An 18,150-nucleotide genomic window follows, 5' to 3' on the forward strand; every position below is an offset into this window, starting at 1 on the left:
GATTAGGTGGCGCAAAACGTCGCACGTCTTTGATTTTTGGCGGTTATTTTCAAGTCGTGCGACGCCGAATACCCCCTAAGTGTCGTTTTCGACCGGAAAATGCCGGTTAGGGGGTATTTTTACTCGATTAAATGTCGCACGACTTGATTTTTTGGTCCGAAAAGCGAAGTCGTGCGACAAAAAAGACGTGAAAAGACGCAGAAAAAAACGCAGGAATGGCGATTATTCGGCAATCGCGTCGGCTGTGGCAGAGCCGGTCGTGGCAGCGTCGGTATCCGCAAATGTACGACGCATCCACGCAATCGCAAGTTTCGGCCAGACCTGCACGCACGGTTCGATGCCGTTGACCCCCTGCCATGCGGTTTCGGCGGTGCCGAGTGACAGACCGTGGCCGCCGTTGGGGAACAGGTGCGCCTCGACACTCACGCCCGCCTTCTTGCAGGCGTCGACGAGCATCAGCGTGTTCTCGTACGGCACGCAATCGTCAGGAACGGTATGCCAGACGAACACCGGCGGCGTCTTCGCATCGATATGCTTTTCGATCGAAACGGCGTCGAGCGCTTCCGGATCGGCCTTGCGGTCGCCGAGCAGCGCATCGAAACTGCCACGGTGGGCGAGCGGGCCGGACGTGACCACAGGGTAGGCGAGCATCAGGCCGTTCGGGCGCACCGCATCCGCATCGTAACCATGTGCCGCGAGCACGTCGTCGCTGGCGGAAGTCGCAAGATTGGCGGCAAGGTGACCGCCGGCGGAGAAGCCGATCACCGCGATCGCGTCGGCATCGCAATGCCATTCGTCGGCATGCGTACGAATCCGCCGCATCGCTTCAGCCGCTTCCAGCAACGCGACCGGGAAGATGGACGGTTTCACGGAATAGCGCAGCACGAACGCGTTGAAGCCGGCTGCAAGGAATTGCATGGCGATTGGTTCGGCTTCGCGGTCGGACGTCATTTCGTAGCCGCCGCCGGGAATCACCAGCACGGACGGACGCTTGCGATTCGGGTTGATTTCGCTGCTGTTGTCAAGGCAGTAGCCGACGAACGTGGCCGTGCTGCCGTCGATTCCGGAAATTTCATCTTCAAAATAACGCATGATTCCATGCTATCGATGGCATGTCCAAAGTTGTGTTGAATCGCCGTCTCACCCCCGTCTGAGAAAATCCGAATCCTACGCAAAGGAAAATCCGAATGTCGTACGAAGAAAAATCCGAATGCGTGGCGGGCGGAAACCCGGATGTGTGAGGGGTGCATTTTGATTTACCGGTGAGGACGTGTGGCGTCGTCGGTGGTTTGGTCGGGTTTCGATTGGTCGGTTGCGAAAGGCGGAGAAATGGCGGGGGTTGATGGTTTGGGGACGCTGTGGGCGATACTGGAAATATGGAGAACTTGAGCGAACAGACTGATTCCGAGAAGGCTGGTAACGCCGTGAAACAAACCGTGAAAACAAATATTGGTCAGATTGCCGAAATCGGCGAGAACGCGGAAAATGCCGAGAAAACCGCGCAAGCCACGGAACGTGCCGAATTCGGGCTCGACGGACTGGTCGCCGACGTCAACATTCCGCGCGGAACGGTCGTGCTCGCCGCCACGCCGATCGGCAACACCGGCGACGCGTCCGCCCGCCTGATCGCCCTCATGGAAGGCGCCGACATCGTGGCAGCCGAGGATACGCGCCGCCTATACGCGCTCGCGAACCGCCTTGGCATCCGCGTGCCCGGCCGCGTCGTCGCCTACCACGACCACAACGAACGCGACAAGGCCGACGGTCTGCTCGACCAGGTCGAACAAGGCGCCACCGTGCTCGTCGTATCCGACGCGGGCATGCCCACCATCAACGATCCGGGACTGGCGATCGTCCGCCGCGCCATCGAACGCGGCCTGCCCGTCACCTGCGCTCCCGGCCCGTCCGCCGTGCTCGACGCGCTGTGCCTGTCCGGCCTGCCGACCGACCGCTTCTGCTACGAAGGCTTCCTGCCGCGCAAGCACAGCGAACGTGTGCAGCACCTGCGCGCGCTCAAATCGGAACGTCGCACCATCGTCTTCTACGAAACCCTGCACCGCATCGACGAATCCATGGCCGACCTGCTTGACGTGCTCGGACCGAATCGCAAAATGGCGTTGTGTCGCGAGCTGACCAAGGATTACGAGCAGATCCGCCGTGGCACCATCGCCGAAATCCGCCAAAGCGTCGTCGACGATCCGCCGCGTGGCGAAATGGTGCTCGTCATCGCCGGCGCTTCCGAAGAGGAGGCCGACGCGGCCGCGCCCGCAACGCTGTCCATCGAGGATCTGGCGGTGCTGTCAGTCGACCGCGCGCAGGAAGACAACCTGCGTATCAAGGACGCGATTTCACAGGTTGTCGCCGAACATCCGCTGTCCGACGGCTCGCTCGCCAATCGCAAGCAGGTCTACAATGCCGTGCTTGCGATGAAGGGCTGATCGCTTCCGGAACCGTTCATTTCCAACGATTTCAGCAATATCCGCAGCGCTTCGGGAACACCTGGCCCGCCGACCTGCGCAAGATATTCCAGCATTGCAGGCGTCGCCGAAGGATTGGCGACCAGCCATTTGCGCAATCGCGGCGCATATTCCGCGATATGCCACAGCACATCTTGCGCGGTGTCGGCGTTGCACGCCACCAACGGCGTCAATTCGATCGGCGGCGCAGGCGGTTCGACCAATGCCCGCTGCCGCGCGTGCGGCTGATATTTCGGCGGCGCGCGACGTCGTTCGTGGCGTTTGCCATGGTGCCCATGCTGTTCATGTCGTTGCCCATGACGTTTGCTACGTTTCGCGCGCTCTTCATATCTCTTGCTTGCCGTGCGCCGCGACTGTGCCGACGCTTGCCGCGTCTGTCTCGTCTGCCGTGGTTTTTCCGACGGCCGTTGCGATTCGCGCATATCCGTCACTGCTTTCCGTCAATCGTCCGGAAAAACTGGCGTGCCCGTGGCGCGTTGCGAATATGGGTGGCCTCCTGCATGACCTGCAGGCAATCGTCGGGGCGGAACCGGAATTCCTGCATGAGCATGCATACGATTTCCGTGACCGGCGACTGCGTTTCCGGAGTGCAGTTCATGGCAAGGTCGCATGCGGTTCGTGTGGGCGTGGTGACGGTGATCGGGCCGACGTCGGTGACATGCTCGTCGGGCGCCTGTCGGTTGAAAACGCTGACTTTGCGACCGTACCTCGCCGTTCGGTAATGCGCTTTTGAAATGATGTCGATCGTGTTGGGAAACATGCCACCCAACCACACCCACGCAGCGGTGCCGGCGCACGCCACGGAACGGCTCGGCATCAGCGTTGAGATGATGCTGGCGCGGCCGTACAGCGTGCGCGAATCGTGATACGAGTAGGCGTTGTCGTTGTCAAGTTTGCATACCACGCCTAGGGAATGCAAACGATTCAAACAAATGGGGCCGGGCAGGTCGGCGTCGCCCAAAAGGGGAGGGGAGGTATCCATGCGGGGTACCGTAGCTGATACGGAAAGCGGCGTGCCACCGGCTTCGCGAAAAAAGTGGATAAGTGGACGATGATTGTTGCGTGATACAACAATGTGGATAACCTTGTGGACTACCGTAGCCTGACGCAGGCCGGTCTGCGAGAACGTCATCGACCCCATCCGCCCGTCTTCCGCCAATCGGAATGCGCCGAAAACACGGGATATGGCGCTTTGTATAATCGGGCACCATGAGTCATATTTTGGTGAATGTTGCATGGCCGTATGCCAACGGCCCCCGTCATATCGGCCACGTCGCCGGCTTCGGCGTGCCGTCCGACGTGTACGCGCGCTACGAGCGCATGAAGGGCAATGACGTGCTGATGGTGTCCGGCACCGACGAGCACGGCACCCCAATCCTGGTGGAAGCCGACAAGGAAGGCGTGAGCGCGCAGGAGCTCGCCAACCGCTACAACCGCGTGATCGCCAAGGACCTATGCGATCTCGGCCTGAGCTACGATCTGTTCACCCGCACCACCACCGGCAACCACGAAAAGGTCGTGCAGGAACTGTTCACGCAGTGCCTCGAAAACGGCTACATCTACAAGGGCACCCAGAAAGTCGCCATCTCCCCGTCCACCGGACGCACCCTGCCGGACCGCTACATCGAAGGCACCTGCCCGATCTGCGGCGCCGACGGAGCCCGTGGCGACCAGTGCGACGCCTGCGGCAACGAACTCGACCCGGACGAGCTGCTCAACCCCGTATCCAAGATCAACGGCGAAACCCCGCGCTTCGAGGAAACCGAACACTTCTTCCTCGACCTGCCGGCGCTCGCCGAAGCCAATCTCGCGTGGCTCAAGACCCGCGAAGGCTGGCGCACCAACGTCATCAACTTCTCCATCGGCCTGTTCAAGGAAGTCAAGCCGCGCGCCATCACGCGTGACATCGACTGGGGCATTCCGGTGCCGGTCAAGGGCTGGATCGACAACCCGAACAAGAAGCTGTACGTGTGGTTCGACGCTGTGATCGGCTACTTGTCCGCATCCATCGAATGGGCCCGCCGCAAGGGCGACCCGGAGGCATGGCGCGCATGGTGGAACGATCCGACCACCCCGGGCTACTACTTCATGGGCAAGGACAACATCACGTTCCACTCCCAGATCTGGCCGTCCGAAATGCTGGCCTACAACGGCCAGGGCTCCAAGGGCGGCGAAACCGGCAAGCTCGGCCCGCTGAACATGCCGGAGCAGGTCGTGGCCTCCGAGTTCATGACCATGGAAGGCAAGAAGTTCTCGTCCTCCCGCGGCATCGTCATCTACGTGAAGGACATCCTCGCCCGCTATCCCGTGGACGCCGTGCGTTACTACATCTCCGTGGCCGGTCCGGAAAGCTCCGATTCCGACTTCACTTGGGCCGAGTTCGTGCGCCACAACAATGAGGAGCTCGCCGCATCCTGGGGCAACCTGGTGAACCGCGTGGCCAACCTCATCAACAAGAACTTCGGCGAGATTCCGGCGTTCGACGAGGCTTCCGCCACCGACGAGGACCGTGCGCTGCTGGCCGAAACCAAGGCCGCGTTCGAAACCGTCGGCGGACTCATCGAAAACCACCGCCAGAAGAACGCGCTGTCCGAAGCGATGCGCGTGGTCGGCGACATCAACAAGTACATCTCCGCCACCGAACCGTGGAAGATCAAGGACAATCCGGCCCGCCTCGGCACCGTGCTGCACACCGCCGCCCAGGCCGTGTCCGACGCCAACCACCTGCTGGCCCCGTTCCTGCCGCACTCCGCACAGAAGGTGTGGGAGGCCCTCGGCGGAACCGGCGTCTTCTCGCCGCTGCCTCATCTGGAAGAGGTTGAGGATCTCGACAAGCCGGGCTTCACCTACCCGATCATCACCGGCGACTACGAGCTCGGCAAGACCGTGCATCCGTGGCAGTCCGAGCCGATCGTGGCCGGAACTCCGGTGCCGAAGCCGCATCCGATCTTCGCGAAGATTCCGCCGGAGGCCGTCGAAGAGGAGCTCGCCCGCTTCGATACCGAGCTGAAGGCCCGCCGCGAAGCCGAGGCCGCCCGTCTCGCCGCCGAAAAGGCCAAGCTCGAAGGCTGATTCCGTCGCATAACCCCCGTACGCGTCGCACGACTTTGATTTTTGGACGATTTCTTCAAGTCGTGCAACAGCTGCGGTGCGATAAGTGCCCCCTAACTGCTGTTTTTAGGTCAAAGTGACCGGAAAATGGCGGTTAGGGGGTATTTGTTTTGATTGCCGTGTCGCACGACTTGAAAAAAAGTGCCGAAAAATCGAAGTCGTGCGACATTTTGTGCCGTTTCAGCGTCTCATTCCCGTATCACGTTTCCACATGTGCGGCGTTTTGTGCGATTGGCGGGCCCGGCGGCCGGTCGAGGTATGCGTTGACGGCACACTCAAGGCCGTTCGGCCAAGCCTATGGCCTTACAACGCATATACGACCGACCGCATCCTTTTCGTAGGTATGTTCCGGTTGCTTTCGCATTGTTTTGGGTAGAAATGCGTGCGATTTTTCAGCTGGTCTTGGCGGGGTGTCGCAAGACGGTACTTCAAACCGCGGTACGAATCGTTAAAAAACGCAAGCCGTTCAGTACAATAAAACGCAGAGACGTGCAAAGCTGCAGGAAGGGGCTCTCCATGCTGGATATCAAACGCGTACTGAAGGCCGCTCCTACGAAAATGCGTTCCCGTGAGCCGCTGCAGCAGTTGTGGACACCGTGGGGTGAACGAATCGACCATGAATGGCTGTCCGCGCGCGCCGGCAACAAGGCGTTCAATCCCGCCGAGGAAGGCGAACGCACGCTGGACGAGGGTCGTACCCCCATACTCGGCGAGCACCCGCGCCCGACCATGGTACGCGACAACTGCACCATGCTCAATGGCTGGTGGGATTACGCGATCGCGTCCATTCCGGAAGATGAGACCGCGCCGAAATGGCGCAAAACGGCGGCGATGCTGACCCGCGACGAAGCGGTCCGCGCAGTCAAGGAAACCGCCATTCCGCAAACGTTCGACGGCAAGATCCTCGTACCGTTCTCGCCGGAATCCGCGCTGTCCGGCGTGCACCAGACCATTTACCCCGACAACCTGCTGTGGTACCGCACCGTCGTGCATCCCGTCACGCTCGGCGGAGAGGAAACGGTCCGGCAGATCGGCGACGCGAATCGCCTCATCCTGCATTTCGAAGCGGTCGATTATGTCTGCGCCTGCTATGTCAACGGCCAGCTCGCGGGCACGCACGTCGGCGGCTACCTGCCGTTCGACGTCGATATTTCGGCATTTATCGACCCTGATGACGCGTTTGAAATCGCGCTGTGCGTCTACGATCCGAACGATTCGGGCACGCAGTTGCGCGGCAAGCAGAAAATCGAGCGCGAAGGCATCTGGTACACCGCGCAAAGCGGCATTTGGCAAAGCGTCTGGCTGGAAATCGTGCCGGAAGCCTACCTGCGCACGCTGACACTCAAGGGGGCATCCGACGGCAAGTTGTTCGTCCGTGCGGAAATCGGCGGCGACAAGCCGAACGCGAAACTGCACATCGTCGTCACCGACCCTGCGGACGGCACGGTGGTGGCGGATGAGACGCTGCCGGCGGGCGTGCGCAAGGTGCGTGCGGAAATCGCAACAGCTGCCGAACATCTGTGGTCGCCGGCCGATCCGTATCTGTATGACGTGCGGGCCGAATTGCGATACGGGTCGGCGAAACCCGCGGAAACGGCGGGTGATGCGGCGGTCGCGCAATCGCAGCCGATGGATGTCGTAAGTTCCTACTGCGCGTTCCGTTCCGTCGAAATCAAACCGGATACGAAGGGGGTGGCGCGCTTCCATCTCAACGGCAAGCCGCTCTTCGTCAAAGGCGTGCTCGACCAAGGCTACTGGCCGGACGGCCTCATGACCGCGCCCGACGACGAGGCGCTGACGCATGACATCACGGCCATGAAAAACGCCGGCTTCAACATGCTGCGCAAGCACATCAAAATCGAGTCGGCCCGCTGGTACTACCATTGCGACCGCCTCGGCATGCTCGTCTGGCAGGACGCGGTGTCCGGCGGCGGCACGGACGGCGAATACAATGCGTGGACCACGAATCGCAAGCCGACGCTCATCCGCTCCACATGGAACAAATTCCGCGACGACACCGCCAAACATTTCACGGCGCTCGGCGCGGACGACCCGATCTACCGGCGCGACTGGTCGCGTACGTGCGACGCGATGGTGCACATGCTCGGCGGGCACCCCTCCATCGTGACGTGGACGCTGTTCAACGAAGGCTGGGGCCAATTCGACGCGTGCGATGCAGCCGAACGCATCCACGCGCTCGATCCGACCCGTCCGATCGACGCGACGAGCGGCTGGTACGACCAGCATTGCGGCGACTTCCATAGCGTGCACAACTATTTCCGGCCGCTGGAAATCTACCCGGACAAGGGTCCGTTGCGCGGATACGTGGCCGAATTCGAGAAGAAGCACCGCCGTCGCCGCAGGGCCGCGCATTACGTGGTGCTGCCGGTCGCACGGCACGGCGTACGCGCGTTCGTGATTTCGGAATTCGGCGGATTGGCGCAGCTCGTACCGGAGCATGCGGCGGTGTCGCGCGCCTACGGTTACGGTGAATACGATTCGATCGACGATTGGCGGGCCGCCGTGCGTTCCGTGCTCGCCTCCGCGGCCGCACTGGAATCGCGCGGACTTGCGGGATACGTGTATACGCAGGTTTCCGACGTGGAGGAGGAGCTCAACGGCCTGCTGACCTACGATCGCCGCGTCGACAAATTCGCCGAGTGAGATGCGCGATTGCGTGTGAGTGCACGGCGTCGTTGAGCGGCGGTGTTGTATAGCGGCGTTTCATGACGGTGTCGGCAGATGCCGTGCAATCGTCTGTTGCCGCGCTGAACAAGCTGCAGGAAGGCCGTTGGGGCGATATTCAGTGGGATAAACCCCCGAATTCGCACCGTCGTGACATTTCCGCTACGAAATTCTCAGGGAATTGACAGGAACACACATCGTTCCTCCAAGGGTCGGGCGGTTATATAGAACATGTCAACGGTTACGGCTGTTGGCGAGGTTCTTTCAAGAATCCCATAACTGAACCCTTCTTCTCTCTTCTCTCTCAGCCGGCGGCCTTCTCTCCGCCGGCTTTCTTTTTGCCGGCTTGCTTGTGGATGGTTTGACGGCTTGATTCGGTCCGCTTGCTCGTGGATATCCGAGGAGGCTCTCCGCACGAGGGAAAAGCATGTGCCGCTGGCCTGTGCTTCACGCTTTCCTGCACTGAAAAATAACCGGTAAACGTTTTCTAAAAAATCGGAGTGTCGCATGTCGCCATGACCTACACTTGAATGCAATATACGCAGCATACAAGCGCGGCAGGGTTGCTACTCAATGCGAGGCAAGACCTGGAACGACGTCACTATACGTCGTTCCAGGTCTTTTTTGTTTGCTGCGATTGCTGCATCTCATATCGATGAGGATCGATGGGAATGGAAGGTGGAATCATGACTGCGGTGCAGACGTCCAATCCAGTACACGACGCCGAAGGTGCGGTGGAAGCCGGCATCCATGAGGTCGGCGCGACGATCGACGCCGTCGAGCGGGAGGTGGGGCGTGGCGTTTCCACACGTTTCCCGCTCAACAGCGCGTTCATCTTCACGTTCGGCGCGCTGGGAGGCATGCTGTTCGGCTTCGACACCGGCATCATCTCCGGAGCCTCGCCGCTCATCGAATCCGATTTCGGCCTGTCCGTGGCTCAGACCGGGTTCATCACATCATCCGTGTTGATCGGTTCCTGCGCGGGAGCCCTGTCCATCGGCGCGCTGTCCGATCGTTTCGGCCGCAAGAAGCTGCTGATTCTGGCGGCGATACTGTTCCTGCTCGGTTCGGGCATGTGCGCGGGATCCACGGGATTCCTGATGATGGTCGTGGCCCGCATCATCCTCGGTCTCGCCGTCGGCGCGGCCTCCTCGCTGACTCCGGCATATCTTGCCGAGCTTGCGCCGAAGGAACGTCGTGGATCGCTGTCCACGCTATTCCAGCTGATGATCACTTTCGGCATCCTGCTGGCATACGCGTCCAATCTCGGCTTCCTCGGCCACAATATCGCCGGCATCCGCGATTGGCGGTGGATGCTGGGGTCGGCGCTCGTGCCGGCGGCCCTGCTGCTGATCGGCGGCCTGCTGCTGCCGGAATCGCCGCGATATCTGGTGAGTCGAGGCAAGGATCGTGAGGCGTTCAAAGTACTTACCCTTATTCGCAAGGACGTCGATCAGACGCAGGTGCAGCTCGAGCTCGACGAGATCAAGGCCGTCGCCGCGCAGAACACCAAGGGCGGTGTCCGCGAGCTGTTCCGTATCGCCCGTCCTGCGCTCGTCGCCGCGATCGGCATCATGCTGTTCCAGCAGCTCGTCGGCATCAACTCCGTGATCTATTTCCTGCCGCAGGTGTTCATCAAAGGCTTCGGATTCCCCGAAAACCATGCCATCTGGGTGTCGGTCGGCATTGGCGTGGTCAACTTCGTGGCCACTATCGCGGCCACGCTTATCATGGACAAATTCCCCCGCAAGAAGCTGCTGATCTTCGGATCGGTGACGATGACCATCGCCCTCGCGGTGCTGGCCGTGCTTAACTTCACCGGCGATGTGGCCACGCTGGCCGTGCCGACCATGGTGCTGATCGCCTGCTATATCCTCGGCTTCGCGCTGTCATGGGGTCCGATCGCATGGGTGCTCATCGGCGAGATCTTCCCGTTGAGCGTGCGCGGCATCGGCAGCTCCTTCGGTTCCGCTGCCAACTGGCTGGGCAATTTCGTGGTCTCCCAGTTCTTCCTCATGCTGCTGGCCATGTTCGGCAACAACGTCGGCGGCCCGTTCACCATCTTTGGCGTGTTCTCCGCGCTGTCCATCCCGTTCGTGCTGCGTTTCGTGCCTGAGACCAAGGGCAAGTCGCTCGAACAGATCGAAGAGGAAATGGTCCGCCGCTGATACGGCGTCGCGGCATCGACGGCCATTGAATGGGGCGGGCACTCCGGAGGAGTATTCACCCCATTCACGTTATTCAACAGCGTTCGTATGAGAAGCGGCGGATTCGATCAAGGCATTCCCGGCTTTCCTCAAGCCATGGCATGCCGATGACGAACACATGCCCCAACGTCTCATGGCGGCGCGGCTTCGGGTCGAACAATTCAAAATCGGCGCCTTTGCGCGACAAGGCGGCGGCCAACGCCAGATTGTCGGCTTCAAGGAAATCGTCGCCGCAGGTGATGATGAGCAAGGGTGGCAGATCGACGTTGAACGCCAGACCCTCAGCGGTGAGGAACTTCGGATCGGCGGCTTCGAGCCCCGCAAAGAAATCGACGCCCAACATCTGCTCAAGACCGATACGGCGGTTCGGGTCATACCCGACCGTCAGCTTGCGGCCCATGGTCTCCAACGACGCCGAACTGTACGCGCCGCACACCGGAGCGGCACCCGCGAATCGGATGCCGGACGGCTTGTCGACGCCAAACGCAGCCGCGGCTTCCGCATTGTTTTCAATGGCCAAGGTCAGTAGCGTCAACGCGCCACCTGCGGAATCGCCGGTGAGGAACACCGCGTTCGGATTGACCGGATAATCGGCCATATGGGCTGCGATCCAACGCAATGCCGCCTGGATATCGGCCAATTGCCCACGCAAGTCGGTCTGCGGCGCCGGACGATAGTTCAATGAAAACACCGCGAAGCCCTGTTCCGCGAGATGCACGTTGAAATTCCGGTTCAGCTCCTTGTATCCGTAAGTGAATCCGCCGCCATGGATATCGATGTACACCGGCAGGGTGTGCCCACCGCGCAATACCGCGTCATGCGGCAGATACAGGTCGAGCAAATGGCCGCGGCACGCTCCCGCGGCCGTATCGTACCCGCCATCCGGCAGGTAGGCGAGGTCGGCGATTACATCGATGTCTTCCGGCGTGCTCCAGCGTTCGGAACGCGGCGTATCGATGGCGATCGCGCCAAATCGCATTCCCAGAATGCCCGGCAGCAGGTTCTCGGGAACCCCTTCGAGGTCGCCCGTGGTCTCCGTCCAACGTTCCGCGTTCCTGAGCATGTCCTCCGACAGGCCATATTCCGCAGCGAACTTCGCGCGGATGTGCTCCAAGTCCGTCATCCTTGCCGTCCTTTCCTCGACGTGCGTCGCCGATGCTCGTATCGATAGTTCGAGCTTGATTCCATTATCGTGCGATGTTCCGATGCGATGCTCCGATTCCGGCGAGCCAGGCTCCGATGACGGTTTTCGCAGCACCCGCAAACCAGTGGTATGTAACGGTATATATGTTGATTTTATTATGATTGCGACACGCCGAAAACGCATCTGTTGCATCGGCGTACGGTTCGTTTAAAATAAGTCGAGTTTGCGAATCCGAACAGGGGTTTCGGCCGGCGGCGGCATGCCGGTGACGGGACGCTCGACACACGACGGACGTGAATCGTGGCGGCAACGAATGGCCGCAACACCACAACCCAACAACAACCCAACCAAGACCCAAGCAAACAATTCGAAGGAACGCTACGTATGTATGTCGATCCGAAACGCAACCAGCAGGCGGGCAACCTTGCATGGATCCTGCCGTACTGCAAACCCGACCTGCCGCGCGTGGCCGGCGCGGTCGTACTGTTCTGCGTGAACAACACCATGGCCCTCACCATCCCGCTGCTGTCCGGACTGATCGTGGACCGCGTCATCACCCAAGGCCATGTGGACGAACTGACCCGACTGTGCGTCATGATGCTCGTGCTCACCGTGGTGCGTGTCGGCTCCCGTTACGGCTGCCAAATGTGGATGGAACGCTTCGGACAGAACTCCATCTATCGTCTCGTCAGCGACGAATTCGAAAAACTCCACGAACTTGACTTCACCTACTTCAACCACACTCGCACTGGCGACATCATGAGCCGCATGACGTCCGACACCGACGCCATCCGCCACGCACTGAGCTGGGTGAGCCTGCAAGCGCTTGACTGCGTGGTCATGTTCATCGGCGCGCTCGCCATGATGTTTTCGATTGATTGGCGACTTGCGCTTGCGCTCGCTTGCGTCACGCCACCACTGTTCATTTTGACACGCGGTCTGTCGAAGCATGCACGACCCCTGTTCTTCGATATCCGAAACTCGCTCGCCGAAATGAATTCGATGGTCGAGGAAAACATCGAAGGCAACCGCGTCGTCAAAGCGTTTGTGCGCGAATCGTACGAAACCGAAAAATTTGACGGACGCAACGACGACTATATGCAACGCAACATGGCCCAGGCATACAACAGCCGCAAATACATGCCCTGGCTTGACGGTCTCGGCTTTTCGCTGCAACTTATCACACTCGGTTTCGGCGGCTTTCTCGTCATCAAAGGGTACATGACTCTTGGCAACCTTGTGGCGTTCAACTCATACCTGTGGATGCTTGACAGCCCAATCCGCCAATCCGGATGGCTTACCAACGACTGGCAACGTTTCAACGCGGCATGCATAAAAATCCGTAAGCTGCTCACCGCCGAATCGCGTATTCGCGAAAAGCCGGAGTTTGCGGGGAAAGCCACGCAAAGCACTACGCGAGTCGGTACGCAAGGTACGCAAGGGGCGCAAGCCGCCGATAAATCGGCTAGAATCGCAGGAACCATCGACTTCCAGCACGTCGACTTCGCTTTCCCCGACGATCTGGGGACGCCTGTGCTCAGCGACATCGACTTCCACGTTCCCGCAGGCGCGAAACTCGGAATCCTCGGCGAAACCGGCTCCGGCAAATCGACTCTCGTCAACCTTATCTCCCGTTTCTACGACCCAACCGCCGGTCGTGTGCTCATCGACGGCATCGACGCGCGCGACTGGCCGCTCGCCACGTTGCGATCGCAAGTCTGCATCGTCGCGCAGGATACGTTCCTGTTTTCCGATACGATCGGCAGCAACATCAGCTTTGGCGCGGGCGACCGAGGCAACCGACTTGAGTACAACGGTCAGTACGACGGCCAGCGCAGACGACGTGGTTACGACGAACAGTACGTGCGCCGCATGGCCGCCATTGCCGGCGCGGATGGCTTCATCAGCAGCATGCCGGACGGCTACGATACCGTCGTCGGCGAACGTGGCGTCGGCCTGTCCGGCGGACAGAAGCAGCGACTGAGCTTGGCGCGTGCTCTCGCCGACAATCCGTCGATTCTGATTATGGACGATACGACCAGCGCCGTCGATATGGAAACGGAAGCAGAGATTCAGCGGCACTTGCGCGATTTGGACGAGAAGAAGACGATTGTCACAATCGCCCACCGCATTTCGTCGGTCAAGGATTCCGACTTGATTCTCGTGCTGGAGCATGGGCGCATTGTGGAACGTGGCACGCACGACGAATTGGTGGCCTCGCACGGCCGATATTGGCAGATTTACAGCAAGCAGTTGGGCGTGGATGCCGGCCGCTCGCAGGGATTCGAAGCGTAAGACGCGGGGGAGGATAACATCATGGCACAACGCAACACCTTCCGTGACGATGAAGACCTTGAAGAGAAGATCAATATGCGCGACCTCGCGCGCGTCGGCGTCTACCTGAAACCGTACATGGCCCGCGTGGTCTGGATCCTCATCGTCGTGGCGGCAATGGGCTGCATCAACGTCGTGGAACCGTATCTGACGAAAATCATGATCGACAGTGTCATTCCGGCGAAAAACCTTGCACTGCTTGGCGAGCTGGTGGCACTGCTGGCGGTGCTCATCGTCATTTACGAATTCGGTTTGCGCTACCGTACTGTGGAAATCACGCGCGTCGGCCAGCTCATGCTTAAAGACATGCGCCGCGACCTGTTTACGCACATTCAGACGTTGCCGTTCAGCTATTTCGACTCGCGTCCGCATGGCAAAATCCTCATCCGCGTGGTCAACTATGTGAACACGCTTTCGGACACCCTGAGCTCCGGTCTGGTCAACGTGATTTCCGACGTGTTCACGTTCTTCATCACGCTAGTGGTCATGTTCGTCGTGGATTGGCGTCTCGCGCTGTACAGTCTCGCGTTGTTCCCGCTGCTCATCGCGTGGGTGCTGGGATTGCAGCATTTCCAGCGTCGCGCGTACCAGGTGCTATCCAATAAGCAGAGCAATCTCAACGCGTTCATCCACGAATCGATCGCCGGTGTGAAGACCACCCAGACGTTCGCGCGCGAGGACACGCAGTTCCGCACATTCCAGGAACAGCAGGGCGCTGTGCGTTCCGCGTGGATGCGTACGGTGCATATCCAGACGCTTATGTGGCCGGGCATCCAGACGATTTCCGTCATGACGATCGCGTTCATCTATTATGTGGGCGTCACCGGTTTCGGCGGTGTGGACGTGACCACGGGTGTGCTGATCGCGTTCGTCGGCTACGCGAACAACTTCTGGAACCCGGTAATCAGCATCGGAAACTTCTACAACCAGCTGATCACCTGCTCCGCGTATCTCGAGCGCATCTTCGAGACGCTGGATGTGCAGCCGGAGATCCGCAACGCGCCGGACGCCGTCGATCTGCCGCAGATCGAGGGCCGCGTCGACTTCAACGACGTCGTCTTCCGCTATGAGCCGGACGGCCGCAACATCCTGAACCTGGTCGACCTGCATGTCGAGCCAGGCAAGACGATTGCGCTGGTCGGTCCTACGGGTGCCGGCAAAACCACGATCATCAACCTGCTGTCGCGTTTCTACGACGTCGCCGAAGGCTCGGTGACGATCGACGGCCACGACGTGCGTTCCGTCACGTTGGAAAGCCTGCGCCGGCAGATGGGCGTCATGCTGCAGGACACGTTCATCTTCTCCGGCAACGTGCGTGAGAACATCCGCTACGGCAAACTGGACGCCACCGACGAGGAGATCGTGGCCGCGGCCAAAGCGGTGCATGCGCACGAATTCATCATGGAACTGCCAGACGGCTACGACACCGTGGTGGAGGAGCGCGGCTCGACCCTGTCCGCGGGCCAACGCCAGCTCATCGCGTTCGCGCGCGTGCTGCTCGCCGACCCGCGCATCCTGATCCTCGACGAGGCCACGTCGAATATCGACACGCGTACCGAGGAGGCGCTGCAGGCCGGTCTGAACCATCTGCTCAAGGGACGCACGAGCTTCATCATCGCGCACCGCCTGTCCACGATCGAGAATGCGGATGAGATCTGCTACATCGACCACGGGCAGATCGTGGAGCAGGGCAACCATGCCGAGCTGCTCGCCCGCCATGGCGCCTACTACCGGCTCTACGAATCGCAGTACGCCATGATCAAGGTCTGAGCAGCCGACCGCCAGCCCCGGCGGCTAGCTGCTCTGCCCCTTAGCCCGTATATCCGCAATCCGAAATGCCTGTCCAACGGTCGCGCAGCCAATGCGCGGCCATCTTGGGCCGGCTGCCGCGGTGGGATTCCCGTCGGACATGCCGCCATGCGGAATGTACTTTGGAGCAACCCGTGGAATAATGGATTGTGAGCGTTAACAAGACAACGATGCACTAAGGAGCGCTTGCACTCATGACTACCACCAATCGCACCAGCCATCCAATCGCATTGCGCGACGCCACCGTCACCGACCCGTTCTGGGCATCGCGGCAGGAACTCGTGCGCACCCAGGTGATTCCCTACCAGTGGAACGCGCTGAACGACAACGTTCCCGGCGCCGCACCCAGCTACTGCATGCACAACTTCAAGGCCGCCGCCGCGCAGAACGCAGAACACCACAAGGAAGGCAAGGCCTTCGTGCCGCCGAAATACACGTTCCGCGGCTTCGAAGCCCTGCCGGACGACCCGGCGCACCCCGATCCCGACAAGTTCTACGGCTTCGTGTTCCAAGACACTGATTTCTCCAAATGGATCGAAGCGGTCGGCTACTCGCTGACCCACCACCCGGACGCTGACCTTGAAGCGACCGCCGACACCGCCATCGATATCGTCTGCGCGGCGCAGCTCGACAACGGCTACCTGGACACCTACTACATCCTCAACGGCATGGACCGGCACTTCACCAACCTGAAGGACCACCATGAGCTGTACTGCTTCGGCCACCTGACCGAAGGCGCGATTGCCTACTATCAAGCCACCGGCAAACGCAAGCTGCTCGACGCGGCCTGCCGTTTCGCTGATTACATCGATTTCCGATTCGGCACCGCCGACGGCAAGCTGCACGGCTATCCCGGGCACGAAATCGCCGAAATGGCACTCGTCAAACTCGCCGAGACCACCGGCGAACAGCGCTATGCCGACCTCGCCGAATACTTTGTACGCCAACGCGGCCGGCAGCCGCTCTATTTCGAGCTCGAAGACCGCCGCCGCGCCCGGGAGGACGGCCGCAACTACGCGCCGCGCGAGCAGAACTACGCCTACTACCAGGCCGACAAGCCGATCACAGAACAGACGGAGGCCCTCGGACACGCCGTCCGCGCCGCCTACTTCTACGCCGGAACCGCCGACGTGGCACGCCTGACCGGCGACTCCGACCTGCTGGCATCCTGCGAACGACTATGGCGCAACATCGTCGACCGAAAGCTCTACATCACCGGCGGTATCGGCGCCACACACATGGGGGAGGCCTTCTCCTTCGACTATGATCTGCCGAACGACACCGCCTATTCGGAAAGCTGCGCCGCCATCGCGCTCGCGTTCTTCGCCCGCCGCATGCTGGAAATCCAGCCGAAATCCGAATATGCGGACGTCATGGAATCGGCGCTGTACAACACCACGCTCGCCGGCATGGCACTCGATGGCAAAAGCTTCTTCTACGTGAACCCGCTCGAAGTGGTGCCCGAGGCATGCCATCGCGATGAACGCAAGGCGCACGTCAAGCCGGTGCGCCAGAAGTGGTTCGGATGCGCCTGCTGCCCGCCGAACATCGCACGCATCGTGGAGGACGTGCAGCAGTACGCCTACACGATCGGAGACGACTCATCCACCCTGTATGTGCATCTGTATATGGGCGGCGGCGTCCATGCCAGGCTTTCCGGCACCGATGTGCGCCTTGACGTCATGTCCGATATGCCCTGGTCCGGCAAGGGATCCGTCGCAGTGGGCTTTGATGCAGGCGATTCTGCTTCCGATGCATCCAAGGACGCGGTTTTCACGATCGCCCTCCGTCTGCCCGCCTGGGCCGGTGGCGAAACCGCTTCCGATGCGGTCACCGTGCGCGGCCGCGACGACATCTCCCGCGTCATCAGAGACGGATACCTGTATCTGACCGGCGCATGGCATGACGGCGACGTCGTCGATTTCGATTTCCCGATGCCGGTCCACATGGTCGCCGCGAATCCGCTCGTACGCGAGGACGCCGGAAAGGTGGCGTTCGTGCGCGGACCGCTGGCCTACTGCGCGGAAGGTGTCGATAATGGCGCGAACCTGCATCTGCTGCACGCCGACACCGCGCGCATCGCATCCGATCCATCCTGCGTGTCTGTTGATCGCATCGTCTTCCATGCCGGCGCCGCCGCACAGGACGAGCAGGGGCTCGGCGAGGTGGACGCCGTCGATATGCCGATGACCACGCTGGCGATTCCCGCTTGGCGTGAAGTGGAAGACTCCGCGCAAACCTCCGCGTTGTACCATGATTGGCGTCCCGCCGAACGCAAGACGACGACGGCCACGCTGATTCCATACTTCGCATGGGCCAACCGTGGCGAGAACGAGATGACGGTGTTCCTACGCGCGTGAGCATGACGAGTGACGAAGGGACT

General features: G+C 60.7%; 12 protein-coding genes. 8 read left to right on the forward strand and 4 right to left on the reverse strand.

Features of this window, described 5'->3' with window-relative positions:
* Nucleotides 1-222: 222 nt before the first annotated feature.
* Complete coding sequence (locus KSX58_RS09290; RefSeq protein ID WP_217736208.1) at nt 223-1,092, reverse strand: alpha/beta hydrolase; 870 nt, start codon at nt 1,090-1,092, stop codon at nt 223-225.
* Nucleotides 1,093-1,376: 284 nt separating this feature from the next.
* On the opposite strand from KSX58_RS09290, the gene rsmI reads away from it, so the two are divergent.
* Nucleotides 1,377-2,438 carry a 16S rRNA (cytidine(1402)-2'-O)-methyltransferase gene (rsmI, locus tag KSX58_RS09295; RefSeq protein WP_237976485.1) on the forward strand — a complete coding sequence of 354 codons (1,062 nt, stop codon included), beginning with the start codon at nt 1,377-1,379 and terminating at the stop codon, nt 2,436-2,438.
* Here the strand turns inward: rsmI and KSX58_RS09300 are convergent.
* Both KSX58_RS09300 and KSX58_RS09305 read right to left on the reverse strand, forming a co-directional pair.
* On the reverse strand, nt 2,408-2,908 hold the full coding sequence (locus KSX58_RS09300; protein ID WP_195525581.1) for a hypothetical protein: 501 nt from the start codon (nt 2,906-2,908) through the stop codon (nt 2,408-2,410). The genes rsmI and KSX58_RS09300 overlap by 31 nt on opposite strands.
* A complete protein-coding gene (locus tag KSX58_RS09305; protein ID WP_229055834.1) occupies nt 2,905-3,381 on the reverse strand; it encodes a hypothetical protein in 477 nt (158 codons plus the stop codon). The genes KSX58_RS09300 and KSX58_RS09305 overlap by 4 nt, the downstream gene beginning before the upstream one ends.
* A gap of 305 nt (nt 3,382-3,686) precedes the next feature.
* Here KSX58_RS09305 and metG point away from each other — a divergent pair, with 305 nt between their 5' ends.
* The 4 genes from metG to KSX58_RS09325 all read left to right on the forward strand — a co-directional run bounded on the left by metG (nt 3,687) and on the right by KSX58_RS09325 (nt 10,441).
* Nucleotides 3,687-5,549 (forward strand): methionine--tRNA ligase, encoded by a 1,863-nt coding sequence (metG, locus tag KSX58_RS09310; protein WP_070122895.1) that lies wholly within the window; start codon nt 3,687-3,689, stop codon nt 5,547-5,549.
* 555 nt (nt 5,550-6,104) lie between these two features.
* Nucleotides 6,105-8,252, forward strand: a complete 2,148-nt coding sequence (locus KSX58_RS09315; RefSeq protein WP_070122896.1) for a glycoside hydrolase family 2 protein — start codon at nt 6,105-6,107, stop codon at nt 8,250-8,252.
* A gap of 62 nt (nt 8,253-8,314) precedes the next feature.
* On the forward strand, nt 8,315-8,458 hold the full coding sequence (locus KSX58_RS09320) for a hypothetical protein (protein WP_155272963.1): 144 nt from the start codon (nt 8,315-8,317) through the stop codon (nt 8,456-8,458).
* A gap of 480 nt (nt 8,459-8,938) precedes the next feature.
* Entirely contained in the window at nt 8,939-10,441 is a 1,503-nt protein-coding gene (locus tag KSX58_RS09325) for a sugar porter family MFS transporter (protein ID WP_003811204.1), read from the forward strand.
* Nucleotides 10,442-10,514: 73 nt separating this feature from the next.
* Here the strand turns inward: KSX58_RS09325 and KSX58_RS09330 are convergent, their stop codons facing one another.
* On the reverse strand, nt 10,515-11,603 hold the full coding sequence (locus KSX58_RS09330; protein WP_003811202.1) for an alpha/beta hydrolase: 1,089 nt from the start codon (nt 11,601-11,603) through the stop codon (nt 10,515-10,517).
* Nucleotides 11,604-12,008: 405 nt separating this feature from the next.
* On the opposite strand from KSX58_RS09330, the gene KSX58_RS09335 reads away from it, so the two are divergent.
* From KSX58_RS09335 to KSX58_RS09345, 3 genes are all read left to right on the forward strand, one after another.
* Nucleotides 12,009-13,919, forward strand: a complete 1,911-nt coding sequence (locus KSX58_RS09335) for an ABC transporter ATP-binding protein (RefSeq protein WP_038445027.1) — start codon at nt 12,009-12,011, stop codon at nt 13,917-13,919.
* A 21-nt stretch (nt 13,920-13,940) separates the two neighbouring features.
* Nucleotides 13,941-15,728, forward strand: coding sequence for an ABC transporter ATP-binding protein (locus tag KSX58_RS09340; RefSeq protein WP_033500164.1), 1,788 nt, complete (start codon nt 13,941-13,943; stop codon nt 15,726-15,728).
* 233 nt (nt 15,729-15,961) lie between these two features.
* A complete protein-coding gene (locus KSX58_RS09345) occupies nt 15,962-18,127 on the forward strand; it encodes a glycoside hydrolase family 127 protein (protein WP_217752082.1) in 2,166 nt (721 codons plus the stop codon).
* The last annotated feature ends 23 nt before the right edge of the window (nt 18,128-18,150 follow it).

It is taken from the genome of Bifidobacterium sp. MSK.17.10 (assembly GCF_019129655.1).
GTDB lineage: Bacteria > Actinomycetota > Actinomycetes > Actinomycetales > Bifidobacteriaceae > Bifidobacterium > Bifidobacterium adolescentis.

Excerpts from the sequence above, each read along its gene's own strand:
- KSX58_RS09290 (WP_217736208.1), bottom strand. The coding sequence starts at position 1,092 with ATGCGTTATTTTGAAGATGAAATTTCCGGAATCGACGGCAGCACGGCC.
- rsmI (WP_237976485.1), top strand. The coding sequence starts at position 1,377 with ATGGAGAACTTGAGCGAACAGACTGATTCCGAGAAGGCTGGTAACGCC.
- metG (WP_070122895.1), top strand. The coding sequence starts at position 3,687 with ATGAGTCATATTTTGGTGAATGTTGCATGGCCGTATGCCAACGGCCCC.
- KSX58_RS09315 (WP_070122896.1), top strand. The coding sequence starts at position 6,105 with ATGCTGGATATCAAACGCGTACTGAAGGCCGCTCCTACGAAAATGCGT.
- KSX58_RS09320 (WP_155272963.1), top strand. The coding sequence starts at position 8,315 with ATGACGGTGTCGGCAGATGCCGTGCAATCGTCTGTTGCCGCGCTGAAC.
- KSX58_RS09325 (WP_003811204.1), top strand. The coding sequence starts at position 8,939 with ATGGGAATGGAAGGTGGAATCATGACTGCGGTGCAGACGTCCAATCCA.
- KSX58_RS09330 (WP_003811202.1), bottom strand. The coding sequence starts at position 11,603 with ATGACGGACTTGGAGCACATCCGCGCGAAGTTCGCTGCGGAATATGGC.
- KSX58_RS09335 (WP_038445027.1), top strand. The coding sequence starts at position 12,009 with ATGTATGTCGATCCGAAACGCAACCAGCAGGCGGGCAACCTTGCATGG.
- KSX58_RS09340 (WP_033500164.1), top strand. The coding sequence starts at position 13,941 with ATGGCACAACGCAACACCTTCCGTGACGATGAAGACCTTGAAGAGAAG.
- KSX58_RS09345 (WP_217752082.1), top strand. The coding sequence starts at position 15,962 with ATGACTACCACCAATCGCACCAGCCATCCAATCGCATTGCGCGACGCC.